The organism is Alkalibacillus haloalkaliphilus (assembly GCF_007991275.1).
Taxonomy (GTDB): domain Bacteria; phylum Bacillota; class Bacilli; order Bacillales; family Alkalibacillaceae; genus Alkalibacillus; species Alkalibacillus haloalkaliphilus.
The window spans coordinates 1-18,362 of the sequence record NZ_BJYA01000010.1 but is presented as its reverse complement, the minus strand read 5'-3'; the positions used below and the strand labels follow the sequence as shown (position 1 = coordinate 18,362).

The window sequence follows — 18,362 nt, the reverse complement described above, 5'->3', positions numbered from 1 at the left end:
CTATGCAAAATCCGGTGCTGGCTTCGTCGTTTCGGTCGTGATGTCATACATCAGTTCATTTAAAATGTGCTCGACTTTTTTCCGAATAGCTGGGTTGAAGTAGCGTCGTTCTTCTTCATAGCCGCGAGCTAGAAAGAGGTACGTGGAGAAAGTGTCGTTTTTCTGGATGAAGACGACGTCCATTTTCTTCTGGTCCATCGTTTTGCGAAGGCCGCGTCGTTCAGTGCGTGCTTGGTGAATCATGCGGCGTAGTAGTTCTAAGTATGGTTCATTTATTTTAAATGATCCGTTTTCGACCGTTTTAATATCTTGTTCTAAGACGACGATCGCCATGGATAAGAATAAAAATCGTGATGCCGTTTGTCCTTCTTCTTCACTTAAGTAAGGCATGATGATCCCTCCGTCATATGTTAATCGAACATCTGTTCTATTATTGTATGATAAAAACGAAAAAATATCAAACACTAATTCGTGGAACATGTGTCATTGTAAAAAAGTAGGCAAAAGGCTTATTTTTTTATAGAATGGAATAAGAGACACAGGATGGGAGAAAGAGACCATGAATGAAGAAACCAATTTAGAAGAACTACACGACCTTATATCAGATTCAGTTATAGGCGATTTGATCATCCAATTGCTAGAGTTCTATGGTGGTTTCGGGCCTTTGCCGGGAATTCTTTTACCTTTTATCGAAGCATTCATCCCGATTTTGCCGATTATCGTGTTTCTCTTGGCAAATTCGATTGTTTATGGGCTATTTTGGGGCTTTTTATTTTCATGGATTGGAAGTGTAGCGGGTGCGATTATCGTTTTTGTTTTGGTTCGTAAAAGTGAACGCTTTCGCTGGGTAAGGCGAATTAAATATCAACGCCATATTCAGAAGATCACGTCGTTTTTTGACCGTCGTGGATTTGGACCATTGTTTTTACTGTTATGTTTTCCGTTCTCGCCATCAGCGTTGTTAAATGTCGTCGCTGCATTTACGAAAATGTCGATTCAGCAAGTCATCTTAGCGTTCGCATTAGGTAAAGCGGTTATGATATTTTCCGTGTCGTATGTCGGCGATAGTATTGCATCATTTGCAGAAAATCCAGCTCGTACGATTATTCTTGGTGTCGCAATTGGCCTGTTTTGGTTGTTAGGAAAATATATTGAGAAGCGAATGAAGGTCGATGTAGAACGTGAAGATGGAGAAGCATTGTAACACAATTAAAAGGGGGAGCGCATGTGGGATTACAGTTTATTTTAGGACGAGCTGGAGCGGAAATTGGCTCGTACTGTTTAGAAGAGATCGAACGTGAATTAAAGCAAGACCCGAAAGGTGATCCGATTTTTTATATCGTGCCGGACCAAATGGCGTTCCAACAAGAGTATGATTTACTACGGAAAAGTGATTTAGCAGGCTCGATTCGTGCTCAAGTGTTTAGTTTTTCGCGTTTAGTGTGGTATGTGTTCCAAGAAGTCGGTGGTGGGACGAAGCCGTTTATTACGTCAACAGGTATTCAAATGTTACTACGTAAAATTGCGGAAGAGCATCAAGAGTCGTTTGATGCGTTTCAAAAGGCGATGGATAAGCAAGGGTTTATCGATCAGCTTGAGACGATGATTACTGAGCTTAAGCGTTATCGCGTCACACCTGAGACGCTTCAAAGTGTGCTAGCTGAATTGAACCAGTTCGAACATTTAACGCCGAATGAAGTGGCGTTAAAGCATAAATTAGAAGATTTATCGATGATTTATGATCAGCTCGATCAACAGTTAAAAGGGCATTATGTGGATAGTGAAGACCAACTGAATATGCTTGTTGAAAAGCTTGCTGAAACGAACGTGTTAAAAGACGCGACGATTTACATTGACGGTTTCCACCGTTTTACCCCACAAGAATATTATGTTATTGAGTCCTTAATGCGTTATGCAAAAGATGTGAAGATCGCACTCGTCTATGACGGTCGTGGTCAAGGGTTAGGCGATTTAGACTTGTTTTATCAAACGAAGACGACGTATGAGACGTTAGAAGAGATCGCGCAGACGTTTCAAATTAAAGTCGATGAGCCGGTTAAATTGTATCCAGATGAACAAAGGTTCAAAAACAATCCGGCGTTTCAACATTTAGAGCGTGAGTTTGGAAGGCAGCCGACTCCGAAGTATGAAGGAAGTGCACCGATTAAGCTCGTTGAAGCAGTCCATCCGCGTGCGGAAGTCGAGGGGATGGCACAAGAGATTGTCCGCTTAACGCGTGAAGAAGGCTATCGTTATCGTGATTTAGCGATTTTAATTCGTGAAGATAATACATATCATGATTTAATTGAAACGATCTTTAAAGATTATAATATTCCAGTGTTCTTAGATGAAAAGAAGACGATGTTAAACCACCCGTTTATTGAGCTGATTCGAACAGGTATTGAAGTCGTGGAGCGAAATTGGCGTTATGATACGCTGTTTCGTTTGCTTAAGACTGGGTTTGTGAAACCGACTGATGAACAATATCCGCTTACAGCTGATGCGATTGATCTTTTAGAAAACTATTGTTTAGAGTATGGCATTCGTACACGTGATCAATGGCTAAGCAATAAAGAGTGGACGTATCAACGGTTGTTTGGCCTTGATTTTCGTAAGCAGACAGATGAAGAGTTAGCGATGCAAAAGCAAATTAATGCGTATCGTAAGCAAGTCGTCGATGCTTTAGAAGCATTTGACTGTAACGTGCGTGAGGCAGAAACAGTAGAAGCGAGACTGCAAGCAGTTTTTGCCTGGTTAGAGCATTTAGATGTACCTGAGTCGTTAGAAGCGCTTCGTGATGATTTTGATGAACAAGGTGAAGTCGAAGTGGCACGTGAACAAGAACAAGCGTGGCAAGCGGTCATGCAGCTGTTTGATGAAATGGTCGACATGCTTGGAGAAGAGGAATTTTCGTTTAAATTGTTCCGTGAAGTAATTGAAGCTGGTTTTGAAACGTTGAAATTCTCTCACGTACCACCAACGATCGATCACGTCATTGTCGGTAATGTGGAACGTTCGCGTATTGCCAATGTAAAGGTGTGTTTCATTTTAGGGGTCAATGACGGTGTTTACCCGATGAAGCCACCAAGTGAAGGGTTAGTCACTGACGATGAGCGTGAGTGGCTTGAATCTAAAGGGATGATGTTGGCTGATCAAGCTGAGCGTGTTTTACTAGATGATCGTTTTTACATGTATTTAGCGTTTACGCTTGCTAGTGACAAGATGTGGGTCAGTTATCCGTTAAGTGATGAGGAAGGTAAGCAGAAAATGCCGGCTTCGATTGTGAAGCAATTAAAAGAGATGTATGCGGATTTAGAGGAGAAGTTTTTACTTGATGATGAAGATGACGAAGATCCGATGCGTTTTATTACGAATCCGGTGAAGGCGCGTGCGATTTTAACAGCGGAGTTATCGAAGTATTTACGCGGTTATCCAACGCATGACGTTTATTGGGATACGCTTCATTGGTTTATGAATGAAGAGTCTAAAAAAGGACAAGCGCAGACGGTGTTAAGTAGTCTGTTTTATCGAAACGAACCGCAAAGCTTACAAGATGATACAGCGAGTCAATTGTTTGATCAAACGATGCGCTCTAGTGTGTCGCGTTTAGAGACGTATCACCAATGTGCTTATCACTACTTTGCGAAATATACGTTAGGCTTACAAGAGCGTAATTTATATAAATTAGAAGCACCTGACATTGGTCAGCTGTTCCATGAATCGCTTCGTTATATTACAGAGTGGGTGTTTGAAGACGGTAAGGCGTTTTTCGAACTTACGAGTGATGACATTTTAAAATATGCAAGACTGGCAGTCGAGCAGTTAGCCCCGATGTTACAGCACCAAATTTTATTTAGTTCTAATCGTTATCAATATATTTTACGCAAGTTAGAACAAGTGATCATTCGGGCGACGACCGTACTGGCGAAACAATCGAAACATACGGACTTTGCGCCAGCTGGTATTGAGATTGGCTTTGGTAAAAAAGAAAAGCTTCCACCGTTGCAGCTTGATTTAATGAACGGTTATAAGCTTGAATTAAGTGGACGTGTCGACCGTGTTGACCAGACGGAAATTGATGATCGTTTGTTTTTACGGATTATTGATTATAAGTCGAGTAAAAAAGATTTAAGCTTAGTCGATGTGTATTACGGCTTAGCGCTTCAAATGTTAACGTATTTAGATGTTGTTTTAACGTATTCTGATCGTTGGTTAGGTAAGCAGGCTGACCCTGCTGGTGTACTTTATTTCCACGTGCACAATCCGACGTTAAACAATACAGGGTTAAAATCACTCGATGATGATGCTGTTGAAGAAGCGTTGTTTAAAGAATATAAGATGAATGGTTTGTTATTAGAAGATGAGAGAGTTGCTGAAGCGATGGACCGCTCATTAGAACAAGGCTCATCGAAAATCGCGCCATTTGGTGTGAAGAAAGATGGTTCATTTGATAGTCGTTCTAAAACAGTTGATGAAGATCTGTTCAAGCGTATGAATCAGTACGTTCGAGGGATGATGCGTCAGGCCGGTAATGAAATTGTAAGTGGTGAAGTGAAGCTTGACCCGATACAAAAGAAAGACCACGTCGCGTGTACATTTTGTCCGTACAAGTCGGTCTGTCAATTCGATCCGTCGCTTGAAGAAAATGAATTCGAGCGGTTAAAAGATGAAAAAGATGAAACGATTTTAGAGAAAATGGTTCAACGAGAGGGGGAGAAGTAGATGAAATGGACTGACGAACAAGCCTCGGCGATCTATGAAGGTGGAAAAGACATACTCGTCTCAGCGGCAGCTGGTTCTGGTAAGACGGCGGTTTTAGTTGAACGCATTATTCAGAAGATGTTGGATGAACACGATCCATTTAACATTGATGAAATGTTAGTGGCGACATTTACGAATGCGGCAGCTCAAGAGATGAAGACGCGTGTTGGTCAAGCGCTTGAAAAAGCATTGGAAGACAATCCAGATTCTCACCATTTGAAAAAGCAAATCGCACTACTACAACGTGCGAACATTTCAACGCTTCACTCCTTTTGTATGAACGTTGTGAGGAAATATAGTTACCAACTTGATTTAGACCCAAGCTTTCGTATTTTAGATCAAGTGGAGTCCGAAATGTTAAAAAAAGACGTCATTCAAGAAGTGTTTGAAGAGTGGTACGGCAAAGAGGAAGACGAGCAAGAGCAGTTTTTCCGTTTCGTCGATAGTTTTTCAAACGACCGTAATGATGAACAAGTAGAAGAGTTAGTGTTGAAAGTTCATGAGTTCGCCTTGCAAAATCCAAAGCCGTTTGAATGGTTGGATGAGTTAGTTGCGATGTATGACGTGAGCGAAGATGCGCCACTTGATGAGCTGAAGTGGATGCCTTTTGCGAAAGCCGATATTAAAGAAGTACTAGAAGCGGCAATGTTTGATGTTAATCAGGCATTAGATGTCGCACAAGACGTTGACGGGCCTGCGCATTATGTTGAAGCGTTAGAACAAGACAAAGAGCAGATCCAGTTAGTCATAGCAGCTGTAGGTGGGCCGTGGAGCAATATGCGTGAACAAGTGTTAGCGAATAAAAAGTTCGCCACCCTTTCGCGTAAAAAATATGAATGTGACCCTGAATTGCAAAAACAAGTGAAGTCGATTCGTGAGCGTTACAAAAAGAAATTTACCGATATGGCCGAGCGGTGGTTTAACCGTGAGCCAGCTTCGTTTGTGAAGGATTTGCGCAAACTGGTGCCACACATTGAGCAACTTGTCACGGTGGTCAAAGAGTTTCATGCGAAGTTAGAAACAGAAAAGCGTGAGCAAGGAGCGTTAGAGTTCGCGGACTTAGAGCATTATAGTTTAGATGTTTTGTTAGCTGAAGAGGCAACGATGGATGATTTGAAACCGTCTGACGTTGCCAAACAGTATCAAAACCAATTCCGTGAAGTGTTGATCGATGAGTATCAAGATACGAACTTAGTACAAGAGACGATTTTAAAGTTGTTAACAGGGGATGAAAAAGCCGGTCATTTATTTATGGTTGGTGACGTGAAGCAAAGTATTTACGGTTTCCGTCATGCTGAGCCTAGTTTGTTTATGACGAAGTATAAACAGTTCCAAGATGAAGCAGAACCGAGCATGCGTATAGATTTAGCGCGAAATTTCCGTAGTCGTCATGAAGTGTTAGCGAGTACGAACTACATTTTCCGTCAATTGTTAGATGAGCAAGTTGGCGAAATGGAGTATGAAAAAGATGCTGAATTAATTTATAGTAATCAAATTTATGAAACGTTAACGGATACTGAGGTCGATACAGAGCTTCATATTTTATCACGAGAAGATGGAGAAGAGCCAGAAGAAAGCGATGAGTGGAAGTATTTAGAGAAAGCGCAAATTGAAGCGCGTGCCTATGCGAAGAAGATCCAATCGTGGGTTGGGACCGATGACAATGAACCGATGTATATCATTGATAAAGAAACAGAACGACCACGACCAGTGCGCTATTCTGACATTGTCATTTTAATGCGTTCGAAAACGTGGTTTGGTGCAGTTGTTGAGGAATTAAAACAACTTGGCATTCCGATTTACGCTGATCTATCAGCTGGTTATTTAGAAGCGATTGAAGTTCAAGTCATGTTAAATGTGTTAAAGACAATCGATAATCCGAAGCAAGATATTCCGCTTGCTAGTGTCTTGAAGTCCCCAATCGTTGGTTTGAATGAAGATGAGTTAGCACAAATTCGTTTGCATGGCCGTAAAGAAAGTTTTGACGTTGCGGTGAAAAATTACATGAAGTCAGGCGAAAATGCTGAATTAATGAGACGTTTAGAGCGATTTTTCTCGATGTTTGAACAGTGGCGAAAACAAGCGAAGTACGGCGCGTTATCTGATTTAATTTGGCAAATTTATCGTGAGACGGGTTATTACGAATTCGTCGGGGGTACTCCAGGTGGTAAGCAACGCCAAGCGAATTTACGTGCATTGTATGACCGAGCGCGTAGTTATGAGCGATCGTCATATCGTGGGTTGTTCCGTTTCTTACGTTTTATTGAGAAGATGGAAGAGCGTGGCGATGATTTAGCAGCAGCTCGTGCTTTAGGGGAACAAGAAGACGTTGTGCGCTTAATGTCGATCCATACGAGTAAAGGTCTTGAATTCCCATTAGTGATTTTAGGGGCGGCAGATAAAGACTTTAATACACAAGATTATAAGAAGCGTTACTTACTTCATAAAGATTTAGGTTTTGGCGCGAAGTATATGGACGTTGATAACCGGATTATGTATAAAACATTCCCGTTTGAAGCTATGACTGTTGCGATGAAGCGGGAAATGTTAGCAGAAGAAATGCGTGTTTTATATGTTGCATTAACCCGTGCGAAAGAGAAACTCGTCGTTATGGGAACGGTTAATGACTATAGTAAACGTGTACAAAAGTGGCTTGAAGTGGGCGCGCATCAATATTGGGTGTTGCCAGCCCACATGAGAAGTGATCAAGCGAATTATATGAACTGGATTGGCATGTCGCTTGTCCGCCACGAGATGGCTGATGCGTTACATGAAGGAGTTGTGCCAGCGCAAGTACCTGAAGAGGTTCGTCGTGATGACTCGAAATGGAATGTCGTCGTGGAGCATGCTAGGGAATATGAAAATCCAGAGTTTATTACCGTTCAGCGTAATGACACGTTAGAGCGAGCGATTAAAGAGTGGGATGTTAGTCAAATTCAAGAGAAAACAGAACAGTTTGATGAAGTTGATCGCCGTTTGACGTATCAATATGAATACCCGAGTAGTCAGTCTAATCGTGCTAAGCAGACCGTGACAGAGTTGAAGCGAATACGCCAAGAGGAAGATGAGTATAGTGCGACTGATTTCTTACGTAAACAAATGAAATCATCGTTAAAACGTCCGCGCTTTATGCAACAAGATGTTAAAACGTTAACGAAAGCTGAAATTGGTAGCGCGATGCACGCTGTCATGCAGCATTTACCGTTTGACCGAAACTGGGATCAAGCCAGTTTAGAAGAATTTGTATCAGGGCTTGTGTTTAAAGAAATTTTGACCGATGAAGAAGCTGAAGTCATCGACTATGATGCTATCTTACAATTGTTCGATACAAGGGCTGGTCAGCTGTTAAATGAAGCACAAGACGTTAGACGCGAATTGCCATTTACGATGGAGCTAAAAGCGAAAGAAGTCTATCCTAATTGGCAAGATGACACGAATGAAAGTGTACTCATCCAAGGTGTGATCGACTGTTTAATGAATGTTGATGGAAAGTGGTATTTAGTTGATTACAAAACCGATACAATTGTCGGGGACGTTAATGAAAAGCAAATTGATCGATTGGCGAATCGATATGAAGTCCAAGTCGATTTATACCGAAGAGCGGTTGAATCAATCTGGGGTGTAGAATTAGCAGGCGTTTACTTATACTTCTTTGACCGAGCATTAGTAATTGAAATGTAAGGTTTGTCGTCATGATATCGTGGCGGCAAGCCCATTTTGCCATAAAGGGAGAAGGGGAATGGTATTTTGAAGAATTGGCTTAGTACAATTGGACAATTTATTCGACGAATCAACTGGAAGATGGTGTTTTTAATCATTGCCGGCTTAATTTCCATTACGATTATTGTGATTGTAGCGACTTTCGGTGTATTACTTATCTTAGAACAATTTGATGGGCGGTATGAAGAAGGTGTGGCAGGAGTTATGGCGCCTATGCTTGGTTGACAAAAATTGGGTACTGTATTATGTTTAGTATAACAATTATTGGAAGGATGAATTTATAATCATGATTCAATAACTCTAGCTTTTTAAGAAATGATCAGTGGTTTCCATAACTTTTATTATTCAGGTGTATTTTTGACATTTTGAATAGGGTTAGTTATGTCTTTATTGATTTTTTCTGAGGTAGGGTTATTGAGTGATGTTCGAATTTATTGGCTTAAAGTATACCTTTCTTTAAGTCTATATTTTGGTATGCACTGCCTCCTATCTCAGAAGTAGATCGGAGGTTTTTTTATTGTCTGGAAATATTATAATAGAAAATTTGACATTCAAATATTTATCAATGGCTAAGCCGATTTTTAAAGACGTTAATATAAACATTCATGAAAATTGGAAGTTAGGTCTTGTTGGAAGAAACGGTAGGGGGAAAACGACCTTTTTAAAGATTCTTTTAAACGAGCTTGAGTATGAAGGGAATCTACAATCTACGCTGAGGTTTAAGTATTTCCCTTCATATCCAGCAGTACATGAAGAATTAACGACACTTGAAGTCTTACTGCAACAAAATTTTAATGTAGAAGTATGGGAAATTGAGCGTGAATTCAATTTAATCGGTTTGTCGCCGGATTTATTAGACAGAAGGTTTAATCTATTAAGTGGCGGAGAACAGACAAAGGCTTTGTTAGTCGAATTGTTTTTAAATGAAAAGGCCTTTCCGCTAATTGATGAGCCTACTAATAATTTAGATGCACACGGTAGACACGTTGTAGGCCAATATTTAAATCAGAAGAAAGGTTTTATCGTCGTTAGTCATGACGAACATTTTCTTAATCAATTTGTCGATCATGTTTTAGCGATTAATAAACAGTCGATTGATCTCATCTCAGGTAATTTGGAAACATGGAAGGCCGAAAAACTGAATGCTGACTTGTTAACTCATAAGAAAAATGAAAAGCTGCAAGAGGAAATAAAACGTTTAAGTGAGGTTTCAAGTCAAGTTAACAATTGGGGTAATAAGCGAGAAAATAGCACGAAAGACTCTTCTGAAAGGCGTTTAGCCGCTAAGCAGATGAAACGAGCAAAAGCGATTAAGAAAAGAACCGAAGAAATGGTTGAAGAAAAAAGAAGCCTCATTAACAATATTGAAGAAGAAAGTGACTTAAAATTAAAGGTTAATCACCCTAGGAAGCAAGTGTTGTCTTTACGACAGTTTTCAATTTTAAGAGACGGCAGACCATTGTTTGAACCAATCGATATCGATGTTCAACCAGGGGAAAGGTTGTTTATTGAGGGGAAGAATGGTATTGGTAAATCGACTTTACTTAATTTTATATTAGGCCAAGATAAGTTTGAAACAATGGGTGAATATCATTTGAGACTACCTGAAAATTGTTCAACACTTCATCAATCGAATCAGCACATATTAGATATTGCTTCGGCTTTAAAAGCATATCCTTTTAAAAAAGAACGTGAACAATTTTTATACTTGTTACATCAATTAGGAATTAAGAGATCGCGGTTTACTGAACCCTCTAGTAAACATTGGAGTGCAGGTGAACAGAAGAAAGTGTTTTTAGCCAATGCTTTATTAGGTCACAATGAGTTATTTATTTGGGATGAAGTGACTAATAGTTTAGATATCATGGTGGTGCAACAATTGATTAATGCCTTAAACTTTTATGAACCGACTATGATCGGGGTGGATCATAATGAGTATTTCGTCGATGCTATAGCTACTAAAAGAATAGAATTGGTCCCTTATCAATAAGCAAATCCGCTTAGGAGTTTTTCCTGAGCGGATTTTTGTATAGGTAAAACCGTTTTAAATGCTCCTTATTTATCATTTTTTGCATATTAGTTCAATAAGAGTAAGTAATGTGGTATTATACTATTTATAATAATTATAAAATAATATAAATTATAATAAAAAGAATGAAGGGGGAGTTTGTGATGGTAAACCCTAACACATTTAAAGCGAAAGTAATACGTCACCGCGAGATCATTATGGCTGGTTTGGGTGGCTTACTTTTAATTGTCGCATTTCTATCTGAATCTTGGGGAAGTCCTGCTTTAACAGCAGTGCTATATATTTTAACGTATGCAGTTGGTGGTTATTTTAAAGCGAAAGAAGGCGTGCTTGATTTAGTTCACGATCGTACGTTAAATGTCGAGATTTTAATGATTATTGCAGCGCTTGGTGCAGCATCAATCGGATATTGGCATGAAGGAGCTATTTTAATATTTATTTTCTCTGTAAGTGGTGCACTTGAGACGTATGCGAATCAAAGAAGTGAGCGTGATCTATCTAAGCTAATTCAACTTGCACCTGATGAAGCTAATAAGTTAGGTGATGACGATTTTGTCGCGCAAGTTCGATTAGACGACTTAAAAATTGGCGACCGCGTACTTGTGAAAAATGGTGAACGGATCCCAGTTGATGGTGTCATTTTAAGTGGTCACAGTTCAGTTGATGAGTCAACAATCACAGGTGAGTCGCTTCCAGTTGATAAGAAGGAACAAGATGAAGTCTATAACGGAACAATTAATGGTGCGGGGTCACTCGTTGTAAAAGTGACGAAAGAAAATAAAGACTCGTTGTTCCAAAAGATGATTAGGTTGGTGGAAGAAGCGAAAGAAAATCGCCCGCCAAGTCAGCAGTTAATTGAAAAGATTGAAGGGCCTTACGTAATAACGGTCTTAGTCATAGTTGGTATTATGCTAATGTCCCCATTGATATTTGGCTTTAATTTTGAAGAGACGTTTTATCGCGCGATGGTGTTGTTAGTTGTAGCATCACCATGTGCTGTTGTTGCTTCGATTATGCCGACGCTTTTATCGGCTATTAGTACTGGAGCAAGGAAAGGCGTCCTTATGAAAGGCGGCATGTACCTCGAGCAACTTTCAAAGATGAAGGCTGTGGCGTTTGATAAAACAGGTACGATTACTAAAGGTGAACCCGTTGTAACAGATTTTTATGTGACAAATGGTGCTGATCGAGTCGATGTTTTAAATCAAGTTGTAGCGATTGAAAGGCAGTCTAATCACCCAATTGCAGAAGCGATTGTCGCATATGGCGAGAAGCAAAATGTGGAGAATGGACTTGATGTAGATTGGACTGAAGGGTTAACTGGACACGGTGTTAAAGCCGTCGTGCAAGATGAAACGTGGTATATCGGAAATGAGCAGCTCGTTAGTAAAATTTTATCAGGTGATGAGTTGCCTGAAGAGATTGAAGAGCGGAAATCAGCACTTCAAAATGAAGGTAAGACAATTATGTTCATTGTGAAAGGTAATGATGTCATCGGGGTGATGGCGGTTAAAGATGAAATTCGTCCTGAAGCAAAGGCGTTAATTCAGTCATTAAATGACCGTGGTATTAAAACGATTATGATAACAGGTGATCATGAACAAACAGCAAGGAAAATTAGTGAAGAAGCTGGCATTAAAGAGTGGATCTCGCAATGTTTGCCAGAAGAAAAAGTTTCTCAAGTGGATGACTTGAGAAAACAATACGGTTCGGTTGCGATGGTCGGTGATGGTGTGAATGACGCACCGGCTATGGCAAAAGCAGATATCGGCATTGCGATGGGATCTGGAACTGATGTAGCAATCGAGACGTCTGATATGGTGCTTATGAATAGTGAACTACAAAACATTAACTTATCGTTTAACCTTTCATCACGTTTGAACCGAATTGTTAAGCAAAATCTAGTATTCTCGATCTCTGTCATTCTATTATTAATCGTCGCGAACTTCTCTCAAAACTTAACGTTGCCTTATGGCGTGATTGCTCACGAAGGCAGTACGATTTTAGTTATTTTAAATGGATTGAGGATGTTGAAAGAATAGGTTGAGCGGATGTCAATTGAGTTTTGGCATCCGTTTTTGTGTGACAAGGGTGTTGTCCGACACTAAGGGCAGTTCGTCCGACATTAAGGGCGGTTTGTTCGGCAATTATGCCCGCTCGTCCAACAACAACCCCATTTCATCCAACACTTATTAGAAAAGGCTGGCACAACACCAGCCTTTTTCATTATTTATTCGCAATGATGGGTTGGTCTTTATAGTCAGGGTCAATCGGGTTAGATGAGCTTAAGAAGCTATTAGTCTGGACCATCGTACCTGTATTAAATGCTCCAGCACCTGCGTTTGTTTTCATTGAAGATTTTGGTGAAATGTAGAAGGCATCACCAAAGTTTACTGTGCCTCCACCATCTACACTATTAATTTTTAACGGTCCTACAATGGATGGCAAATCAATCACCTACTTATTATAAATTCCCACACTTATTCTTCATCTGTATCGAGAAGATGACGTATATGTTTGACACGACTGACGACATCTCCATGCTTTATTGAGCCAATATGAATCGTAGAACTTGCGGTTGCACCAATGACATTGATGTGGCCAACTTTAATATCGCCTTTGTTGTGACGGGTGATGTTTGGCCGAAAGTCAGCTAGATGTTCTGGCAGTGGGTCAGTGAAAAAGTCATAATTCATAAACGTGTGTCGTCTTTGTACTTCTCTAGTAAAATATGCACCTTCTTGTTGGATTGCAAGGGCGATTGAAAGGGGAGTTAAGTATTTCGTATCCCCGATTCTTAATGATGATGAAAACTCTAAAATGTTGGTGTTAATCGTTTTAACAACACTGTTTCTCATCATTTATCGACCTGCTGAGAATGGGACGACACTTTCAATGAAGTACGATTCTGGAGGTGTATCAAAAGTTGATGTGAATTGTAGGTGGTCAGCATCTCCAACTATAAAAAGTGAAGAAGATGAGACCCCGGTCACTTCTATATTGCCAACACTTAATTGTTCATTTACAAAATTAACGTTCATCAGGATGCTCCTTTATTTTCAACATGTGGTCTTTGATCCCACTTAATATTTCTTTTCGAATATGGTTCGTTATATATGAAAAACTGTCTGAGCCTACTGTCATTCGATCATTAGGACTCATCGTATTTAAATACTCTTTAACACGCTTTGGAATTTGTTTATGAACATCTTGTATGAGTAAAGTTTTCCACTCGTCTGTTAACTCGACACTATGTTCACTTGCAATTGTGTCGATCTTTTTAGGAAGTTCCTCACGCATGAATGGTTCTAATTCTTTAAGTGCGTTTTGTTCCATTTCGGTTAAGCCTTGTTGTTTCGGTAGATCGAGTTGTTCGAAAGGAAGGTCACGGTGTGGTGTTAAGCCGATGTTTAATGTTCCTTCTAGGGTTTCAATTTTCAATTGTTCGAAATGGTATTCAATTGTATCGACTGTTGCCTGCTTTTTTTCTGTTGGTTCTTCCTCATTTAATTGTTGGAGCAAGGATATGATTTGTGCCACCTGTTCCATTTGGTAATCTACTTTTTGTTCAAGACGGTTTAATCTCTCGATGATGTAAGGATGGACGTGCATATCGCTCACTCCTTCTCGGTTTGTTCAGGAATTGGTAGTTTCGGAATTCTTACGAGTGGTTGGTCAAGCGGTTCTGCAGGTTGAGCTGGTTCATCATACTCGCCTGTATTATAAGAATTGGACACAGATTGGATAGAACCTGAGCTTCCTACTTGTAAAACAGAGGAGTTTGTAATCGCATCGACTTTTAGAAAATTAATGTGAATTTGTTGGTGTACTGTTAGCTTCATAGTTTGCCACCTTCAAACAAAAATCCAGGGTCAATGTAAACATTAGAAACGCCAAGTTCTACTTCAATATTTTGCCCCGTATTAAATGAACCGCCACCTGCAAATGTTTTAGCGCTGCTCATCGGCTGCATCATATACGTATCGCCGATTTGAAATGTACTTGAAGAATCCACTGCCACAACGTTTACAGCTCCTACAAATGCAGGCATATAACCAATCTCCTTTCATATTAATATATGTATCTCGTAGTTATTTGTCACCGTTAAAATCAGATTTGATTTTGTCAATAACTAGAAATGAATTATAATAGAGAGAAGAGGTGAGAGGATGGAAGGGAATCAAAATCGAATTCAATCAATTGACGCTATTCGTGGTTTTGCTTTATTAGGAATTTTAGTTGTGAATGTGCTAGCGTTTCATTCGCCTCATTTTATGTACGGTGGGATCGATTCGTTTTATCAGTCGGCAACGGATTCAGCTTTATTAACGTTTATTGGTGTCTTGTTTCAAGCTAGTTTTTATCCGTTGTTTGCCTTATTATTTGGTGTCGGCATTTACATAATGTATGAGCGCCTAACAGAAAAAGTGAACGACCAAGCAAAGTCAGTGTTAAGAAGACGGATGTTCGTGTTAGCGGCAATCGGCTTAGCACACGGAGTTTTTATTTGGTATGGCGATATTTTACTTACGTATAGTATTGTAGGACTTTTAACTATTTGGTTAATTCAAAAGCCTGTTCGTTCATTGTTAAAATGGGCAGCGTGGATGCTCGGTTCGGTTACAGCGTTCATGACGCTCATGAATTACGCAGCGCGTGACTTTCTAGCAAATTATCGTGATGAAGAAGCGATCGCTCAGTCTTTCGCATTATATACAGGTACATATGCTGATATTTTTGATCGCAACATTGCTGATTGGTTAGTCATGTTTAATCCATTACAAGTTATTTTAATGATTTTAACCATATTACCTATGTTTTTAGTGGGTATTGTTTTAGTTAAATTAGGATGGGTGACTAACCCGAAACAACACATCAGTAATATAAGAAAATGGATTTGGATCACACTTATCATTTTCATAGTGTTTAAAGTAGGCCCTTATTTAATGGGTGATCCTGTTTGGTTAGATTATATTAAACAAGGCATTGGCGGGTCTTTCTCAAGTTTATTTTATTTCTTAATTTTACTAGTCACCTTTAGTTATGGTCGTGGCATGTTCATTCAATCAATTCTTGCACCTGTTGGTAAGCTGTCATTAACGAACTATTTATTACAGTCATTGATCGCGTTTGTTTTCTTTTATGGTGTTGGGTTTAATTTCTACGGTCAACTCAATATAATAGATTTAATGGCTTATGTTGTCATTGTATATAGTGTGCAAGTCGTATTAAGTATTTGGTACTTAAAAGTTTTTCAGTACGGCCCTTTCGAATGGGTGTATCGTACGTTGACGTATGGAAAGGTGCAGCGGCTAAAAAGGAGGTCGTAACGTGAAAAAAAGTTGGATTGAATCAGAATCTAAAAAATGGGTGGAAGAAGGGATTATCGACGAAAGTCAAAAAGAAGCAATTGCTAGTCGATATGAACGACAGTCCACACCGATGCTATTTTTCTTTTTAGCAGCTGTTTTAATCGGTCTTGCTTGTCTGTCATTAATTGCAGCAAATTGGACTTCTATACATCATTTATGGCGAGTTGTTTTAATCATTGGTGCTATGCTCTTGTTTTATTTCGTTGGAGCTCGTGCCTTTATGCAAAATCGCCAAGGCATTGGTGTTTTTGCTTTTGTAGTCGCTTTATCTATATTTGGTGCTGGTATATTCCTCTTAGGAGACATGTATCACTTTAGTATGAATAGTGCTTTTGCGTTTTTAGTGTGGGGGCTTGCTGTATTACTTATCTATTTAAGTCAGCCCCAAGTGTTTATTTGGATTTTTGGTTTAGTCGTCGTTTTTATCGGCCAGCTCGTTTCGACGATGCAGTTGCATGATTTTAATTGGTTACTCATGGCATTGTTTGTCGTTGGTTATGGAACGGTAGGTTATTTTATAAAACAACAAAACTTAATGTGGTTGTTTACTAGTTTGTTAGCTATTTTGTTATTTGCATTTTCAATTCAAGAGTTAACGTATTATTGGTATACAATCTTTGCGCTTATTTTATATTTATTTAGTTATATCATTAAGACAGGTGTTGTCAGTAAGCCTCTACAAGGCGTTTCGGTTTTAAGTATGTTTATTATAGTAGTTTATCAAGCGTTATTTTTTAACTGGGGTTGGCAGCCTGTTGTCAATGATATAGTTTATTATTTATTTCTCATTCCATTTTTAAGTTTGGCAGTGTTACTAGCGGTCCTAAATCGTGAACGTTTCGGTGTTATTCAATTAGTGTTGTTTTTACCGGTATTTGTATGGCCAGAATTTTCGACGTTACTTGCTGCTCTTGTGTTGTTCGCGTTTTCAATTGGGAAGATGATTGAAGGTGATCAGTTTGAAGATAGTCGTAAAGAAAAACTAGGCATCATCGCTTTTTTAATTAGTGTAAGCATTGTTTATGTAGAAGTTGCTTGGGTAGTATTAGACCGCACGTTATTTTTCTTAATTGGTGGTATCATTTTATTTATAGTTGGACTGTTGTTGAACCGTTATCAACAGAATCAAACGAAAGGAAGTGATGATCATGATGCGACGTAGAGTGTTTTTAATTGCGGTTGCTCTTCAAGTCGTCATTCTATTATTTATGGTCACTTCCAGTTATGCATTAGATCGATTTGGTAAAGTGATTACGATTCAGACAGAGGCATATGATACGGAGGATGTTTTTTACGGTGATTATGTTCATTTAAGTTATTTAGCTGAAACCGTACGTTCTGAAAATTGGTTTGCGTCAGACGATGTGAAATCCAATCAACAAATATATGTCTTATTTACTCCCGATGAACAAGGGATCTATCATCTCAAGGCAGCATCTGATCGTGAAATGAGTGCAGAAAGTGATGATGTTGTCATTATGGCACGTTATCGTTATCAAGATGAAGAGCAAGTACATCATATTGATTTAGGACTTGACCGCTATCATGCACATTATGAACAGCAAGGTGAAATTGAGTCTTCACAAGAGCGAATGTTAGTATCCATCGCTTTATCGCCTTGGGGTCAAAAGAAGATCGTTGAAGTTGAAAATGTTCAAGTGGAACCATAAACGTTAATGAAATTGATGGTGTTACGTTATGTTTTCAGTTACAATATGAAGCGGAGATATTGTAATGAGATTGAGGTGCGTACATGAAAGATCTATCGTTTGAAGAGTTAACATCACGTTTCTTTGTCTTTTTAGTCGGTGTATTTATATTAATTATGCTAAATGCCAATGGTCATGTATTTCACGTCCTTTATGTAGGGCGGGTTATTGAATTCCTTGTCGTAGTACTCCTATTAGGTGGTACGATCTATATGTCATTGTTTATCGGCAAGTTGACCGAGGGCTTAGGAAAGTTTAAGTTTCCGTTTCAATTAATCGTTAGTTTAGCAATTTTATCTTATATTTTCTATTTATGGGTTGTTTAAAAGGAGAGAACAAAATGACTTCAAATCGCTTATTAATTTATGAAATTGTATTATCATTTGTTACGTTGTTGTTTATCATTTTAGGATGGTTTGCAGACCAAATCTTTATTACAATTGCACTGTTTACAGGTAGTGCTATGCTTGGTTTAATGGCAGCTAGACGCTTTATTGAAGGAAGAAAAGTGTTCGGTGCGATTATAGTATTAATTGCTATATTTGTATTCTTAAGTGGTGTTGTAGAGTTTGTAGTATAACTGGAGAAGATGATCCGGTTGACTTTGAACATAACCCCAGTTAAAGGACTTAACTTTAAAAGTCCCTTAACTGGGGTTTGTTATGTTTATTGTGATATCAACAAATTGATTAAGTATGGCTTAATCATACCGTGGTGGAAATGCTTAGATTTCCATGATTTTTTACTTAAAAGGTTGGGTTTCTTTTACTT

18 protein-coding genes are annotated in these 18,362 nt (G+C 39.0%); 11 read left to right on the top strand and 7 right to left on the bottom strand.

Annotated elements, in window-relative coordinates:
* Positions 1-390, bottom strand: a complete 390-nt coding sequence (locus tag AHA02nite_RS07270; RefSeq protein WP_146815857.1) for a hypothetical protein — start codon at positions 388-390, stop codon at positions 1-3.
* A gap of 169 nt (positions 391-559) precedes the next feature.
* Between AHA02nite_RS07270 and AHA02nite_RS07265 the strand changes: the two genes are divergently transcribed.
* From AHA02nite_RS07265 to AHA02nite_RS07240, 6 genes are all read left to right on the top strand, one after another.
* The gene (locus tag AHA02nite_RS07265) at positions 560-1,204 is read left to right on the top strand and encodes a TVP38/TMEM64 family protein (protein ID WP_146815855.1); all 645 of its coding nucleotides are present in this window, start codon (positions 560-562) and stop codon (positions 1,202-1,204) included.
* A 23-nt stretch (positions 1,205-1,227) separates the two neighbouring features.
* A complete protein-coding gene (gene addB / locus AHA02nite_RS07260) occupies positions 1,228-4,722 on the top strand; it encodes a helicase-exonuclease AddAB subunit AddB (RefSeq protein WP_146815853.1) in 3,495 nt (1,164 codons plus the stop codon).
* Positions 4,723-8,442 carry a helicase-exonuclease AddAB subunit AddA gene (addA, locus tag AHA02nite_RS07255; RefSeq protein WP_146815851.1) on the top strand — a complete coding sequence of 1,240 codons (3,720 nt, stop codon included), beginning with the start codon at positions 4,723-4,725 and terminating at the stop codon, positions 8,440-8,442.
* 66 nt (positions 8,443-8,508) lie between these two features.
* Positions 8,509-8,706, top strand: coding sequence for a hypothetical protein (locus AHA02nite_RS07250; protein ID WP_146815849.1), 198 nt, complete (start codon positions 8,509-8,511; stop codon positions 8,704-8,706).
* A gap of 292 nt (positions 8,707-8,998) precedes the next feature.
* Entirely contained in the window at positions 8,999-10,471 is a 1,473-nt protein-coding gene (locus AHA02nite_RS07245) for an ATP-binding cassette domain-containing protein (protein ID WP_146815847.1), read from the top strand.
* Between the two features lie 182 nt (positions 10,472-10,653).
* Positions 10,654-12,552 (top strand): heavy metal translocating P-type ATPase, encoded by a 1,899-nt coding sequence (locus tag AHA02nite_RS07240; RefSeq protein ID WP_246118829.1) that lies wholly within the window; start codon positions 10,654-10,656, stop codon positions 12,550-12,552.
* A 184-nt stretch (positions 12,553-12,736) separates the two neighbouring features.
* Here AHA02nite_RS07240 and AHA02nite_RS07235 read toward each other — a convergent pair whose 3' ends face one another.
* From AHA02nite_RS07235 to AHA02nite_RS07210, 6 genes are read right to left on the bottom strand one after another with little or no spacing between them, the layout of a single operon-like run.
* Positions 12,737-12,967 (bottom strand): spore germination protein, encoded by a 231-nt coding sequence (locus tag AHA02nite_RS07235; protein ID WP_407642730.1) that lies wholly within the window; start codon positions 12,965-12,967, stop codon positions 12,737-12,739.
* 23 nt (positions 12,968-12,990) lie between these two features.
* Complete coding sequence (locus tag AHA02nite_RS07230) at positions 12,991-13,371, bottom strand: spore germination protein GerPE (RefSeq protein ID WP_146815841.1); 381 nt, start codon at positions 13,369-13,371, stop codon at positions 12,991-12,993.
* The gene (locus tag AHA02nite_RS07225) at positions 13,372-13,551 is read right to left on the bottom strand and encodes a spore gernimation protein GerPD (RefSeq protein WP_146815839.1); all 180 of its coding nucleotides are present in this window, start codon (positions 13,549-13,551) and stop codon (positions 13,372-13,374) included.
* Positions 13,541-14,122, bottom strand: coding sequence for a spore germination protein GerPC (gene gerPC, locus AHA02nite_RS07220; protein WP_146815837.1), 582 nt, complete (start codon positions 14,120-14,122; stop codon positions 13,541-13,543). The genes AHA02nite_RS07225 and gerPC overlap by 11 nt, the downstream gene beginning before the upstream one ends.
* Before the next feature lie 5 nt (positions 14,123-14,127).
* A complete protein-coding gene (locus tag AHA02nite_RS07215; RefSeq protein WP_146815835.1) occupies positions 14,128-14,352 on the bottom strand; it encodes a spore germination protein GerPB in 225 nt (74 codons plus the stop codon).
* Positions 14,349-14,561 (bottom strand): spore germination protein, encoded by a 213-nt coding sequence (locus AHA02nite_RS07210; protein ID WP_146815833.1) that lies wholly within the window; start codon positions 14,559-14,561, stop codon positions 14,349-14,351. The genes AHA02nite_RS07215 and AHA02nite_RS07210 overlap by 4 nt, the downstream gene beginning before the upstream one ends.
* Positions 14,562-14,679: 118 nt before the next feature.
* Here AHA02nite_RS07210 and AHA02nite_RS07205 point away from each other — a divergent pair, with 118 nt between their 5' ends.
* The 5 genes from AHA02nite_RS07205 (at position 14,680) to AHA02nite_RS07185 (ending at position 18,171) form a co-directional block, all read left to right on the top strand.
* The gene (locus tag AHA02nite_RS07205; protein ID WP_146815831.1) at positions 14,680-15,840 is read left to right on the top strand and encodes a DUF418 domain-containing protein; all 1,161 of its coding nucleotides are present in this window, start codon (positions 14,680-14,682) and stop codon (positions 15,838-15,840) included.
* 1 nt (position 15,841) lies between these two features.
* On the top strand, positions 15,842-17,044 hold the full coding sequence (locus tag AHA02nite_RS07200; RefSeq protein WP_146815830.1) for a DUF2157 domain-containing protein: 1,203 nt from the start codon (positions 15,842-15,844) through the stop codon (positions 17,042-17,044).
* On the top strand, positions 17,031-17,552 hold the full coding sequence (locus AHA02nite_RS07195; RefSeq protein WP_170236012.1) for a GDYXXLXY domain-containing protein: 522 nt from the start codon (positions 17,031-17,033) through the stop codon (positions 17,550-17,552). Before AHA02nite_RS07200 ends, AHA02nite_RS07195 begins: the two co-directional genes overlap by 14 nt.
* An 83-nt stretch (positions 17,553-17,635) precedes the next feature.
* A complete protein-coding gene (locus AHA02nite_RS07190) occupies positions 17,636-17,917 on the top strand; it encodes a hypothetical protein (RefSeq protein WP_146815826.1) in 282 nt (93 codons plus the stop codon).
* A 14-nt stretch (positions 17,918-17,931) separates the two neighbouring features.
* Positions 17,932-18,171 (top strand): hypothetical protein, encoded by a 240-nt coding sequence (locus AHA02nite_RS07185; protein ID WP_146815824.1) that lies wholly within the window; start codon positions 17,932-17,934, stop codon positions 18,169-18,171.
* Positions 18,172-18,362: the final 191 nt, after the last annotated feature.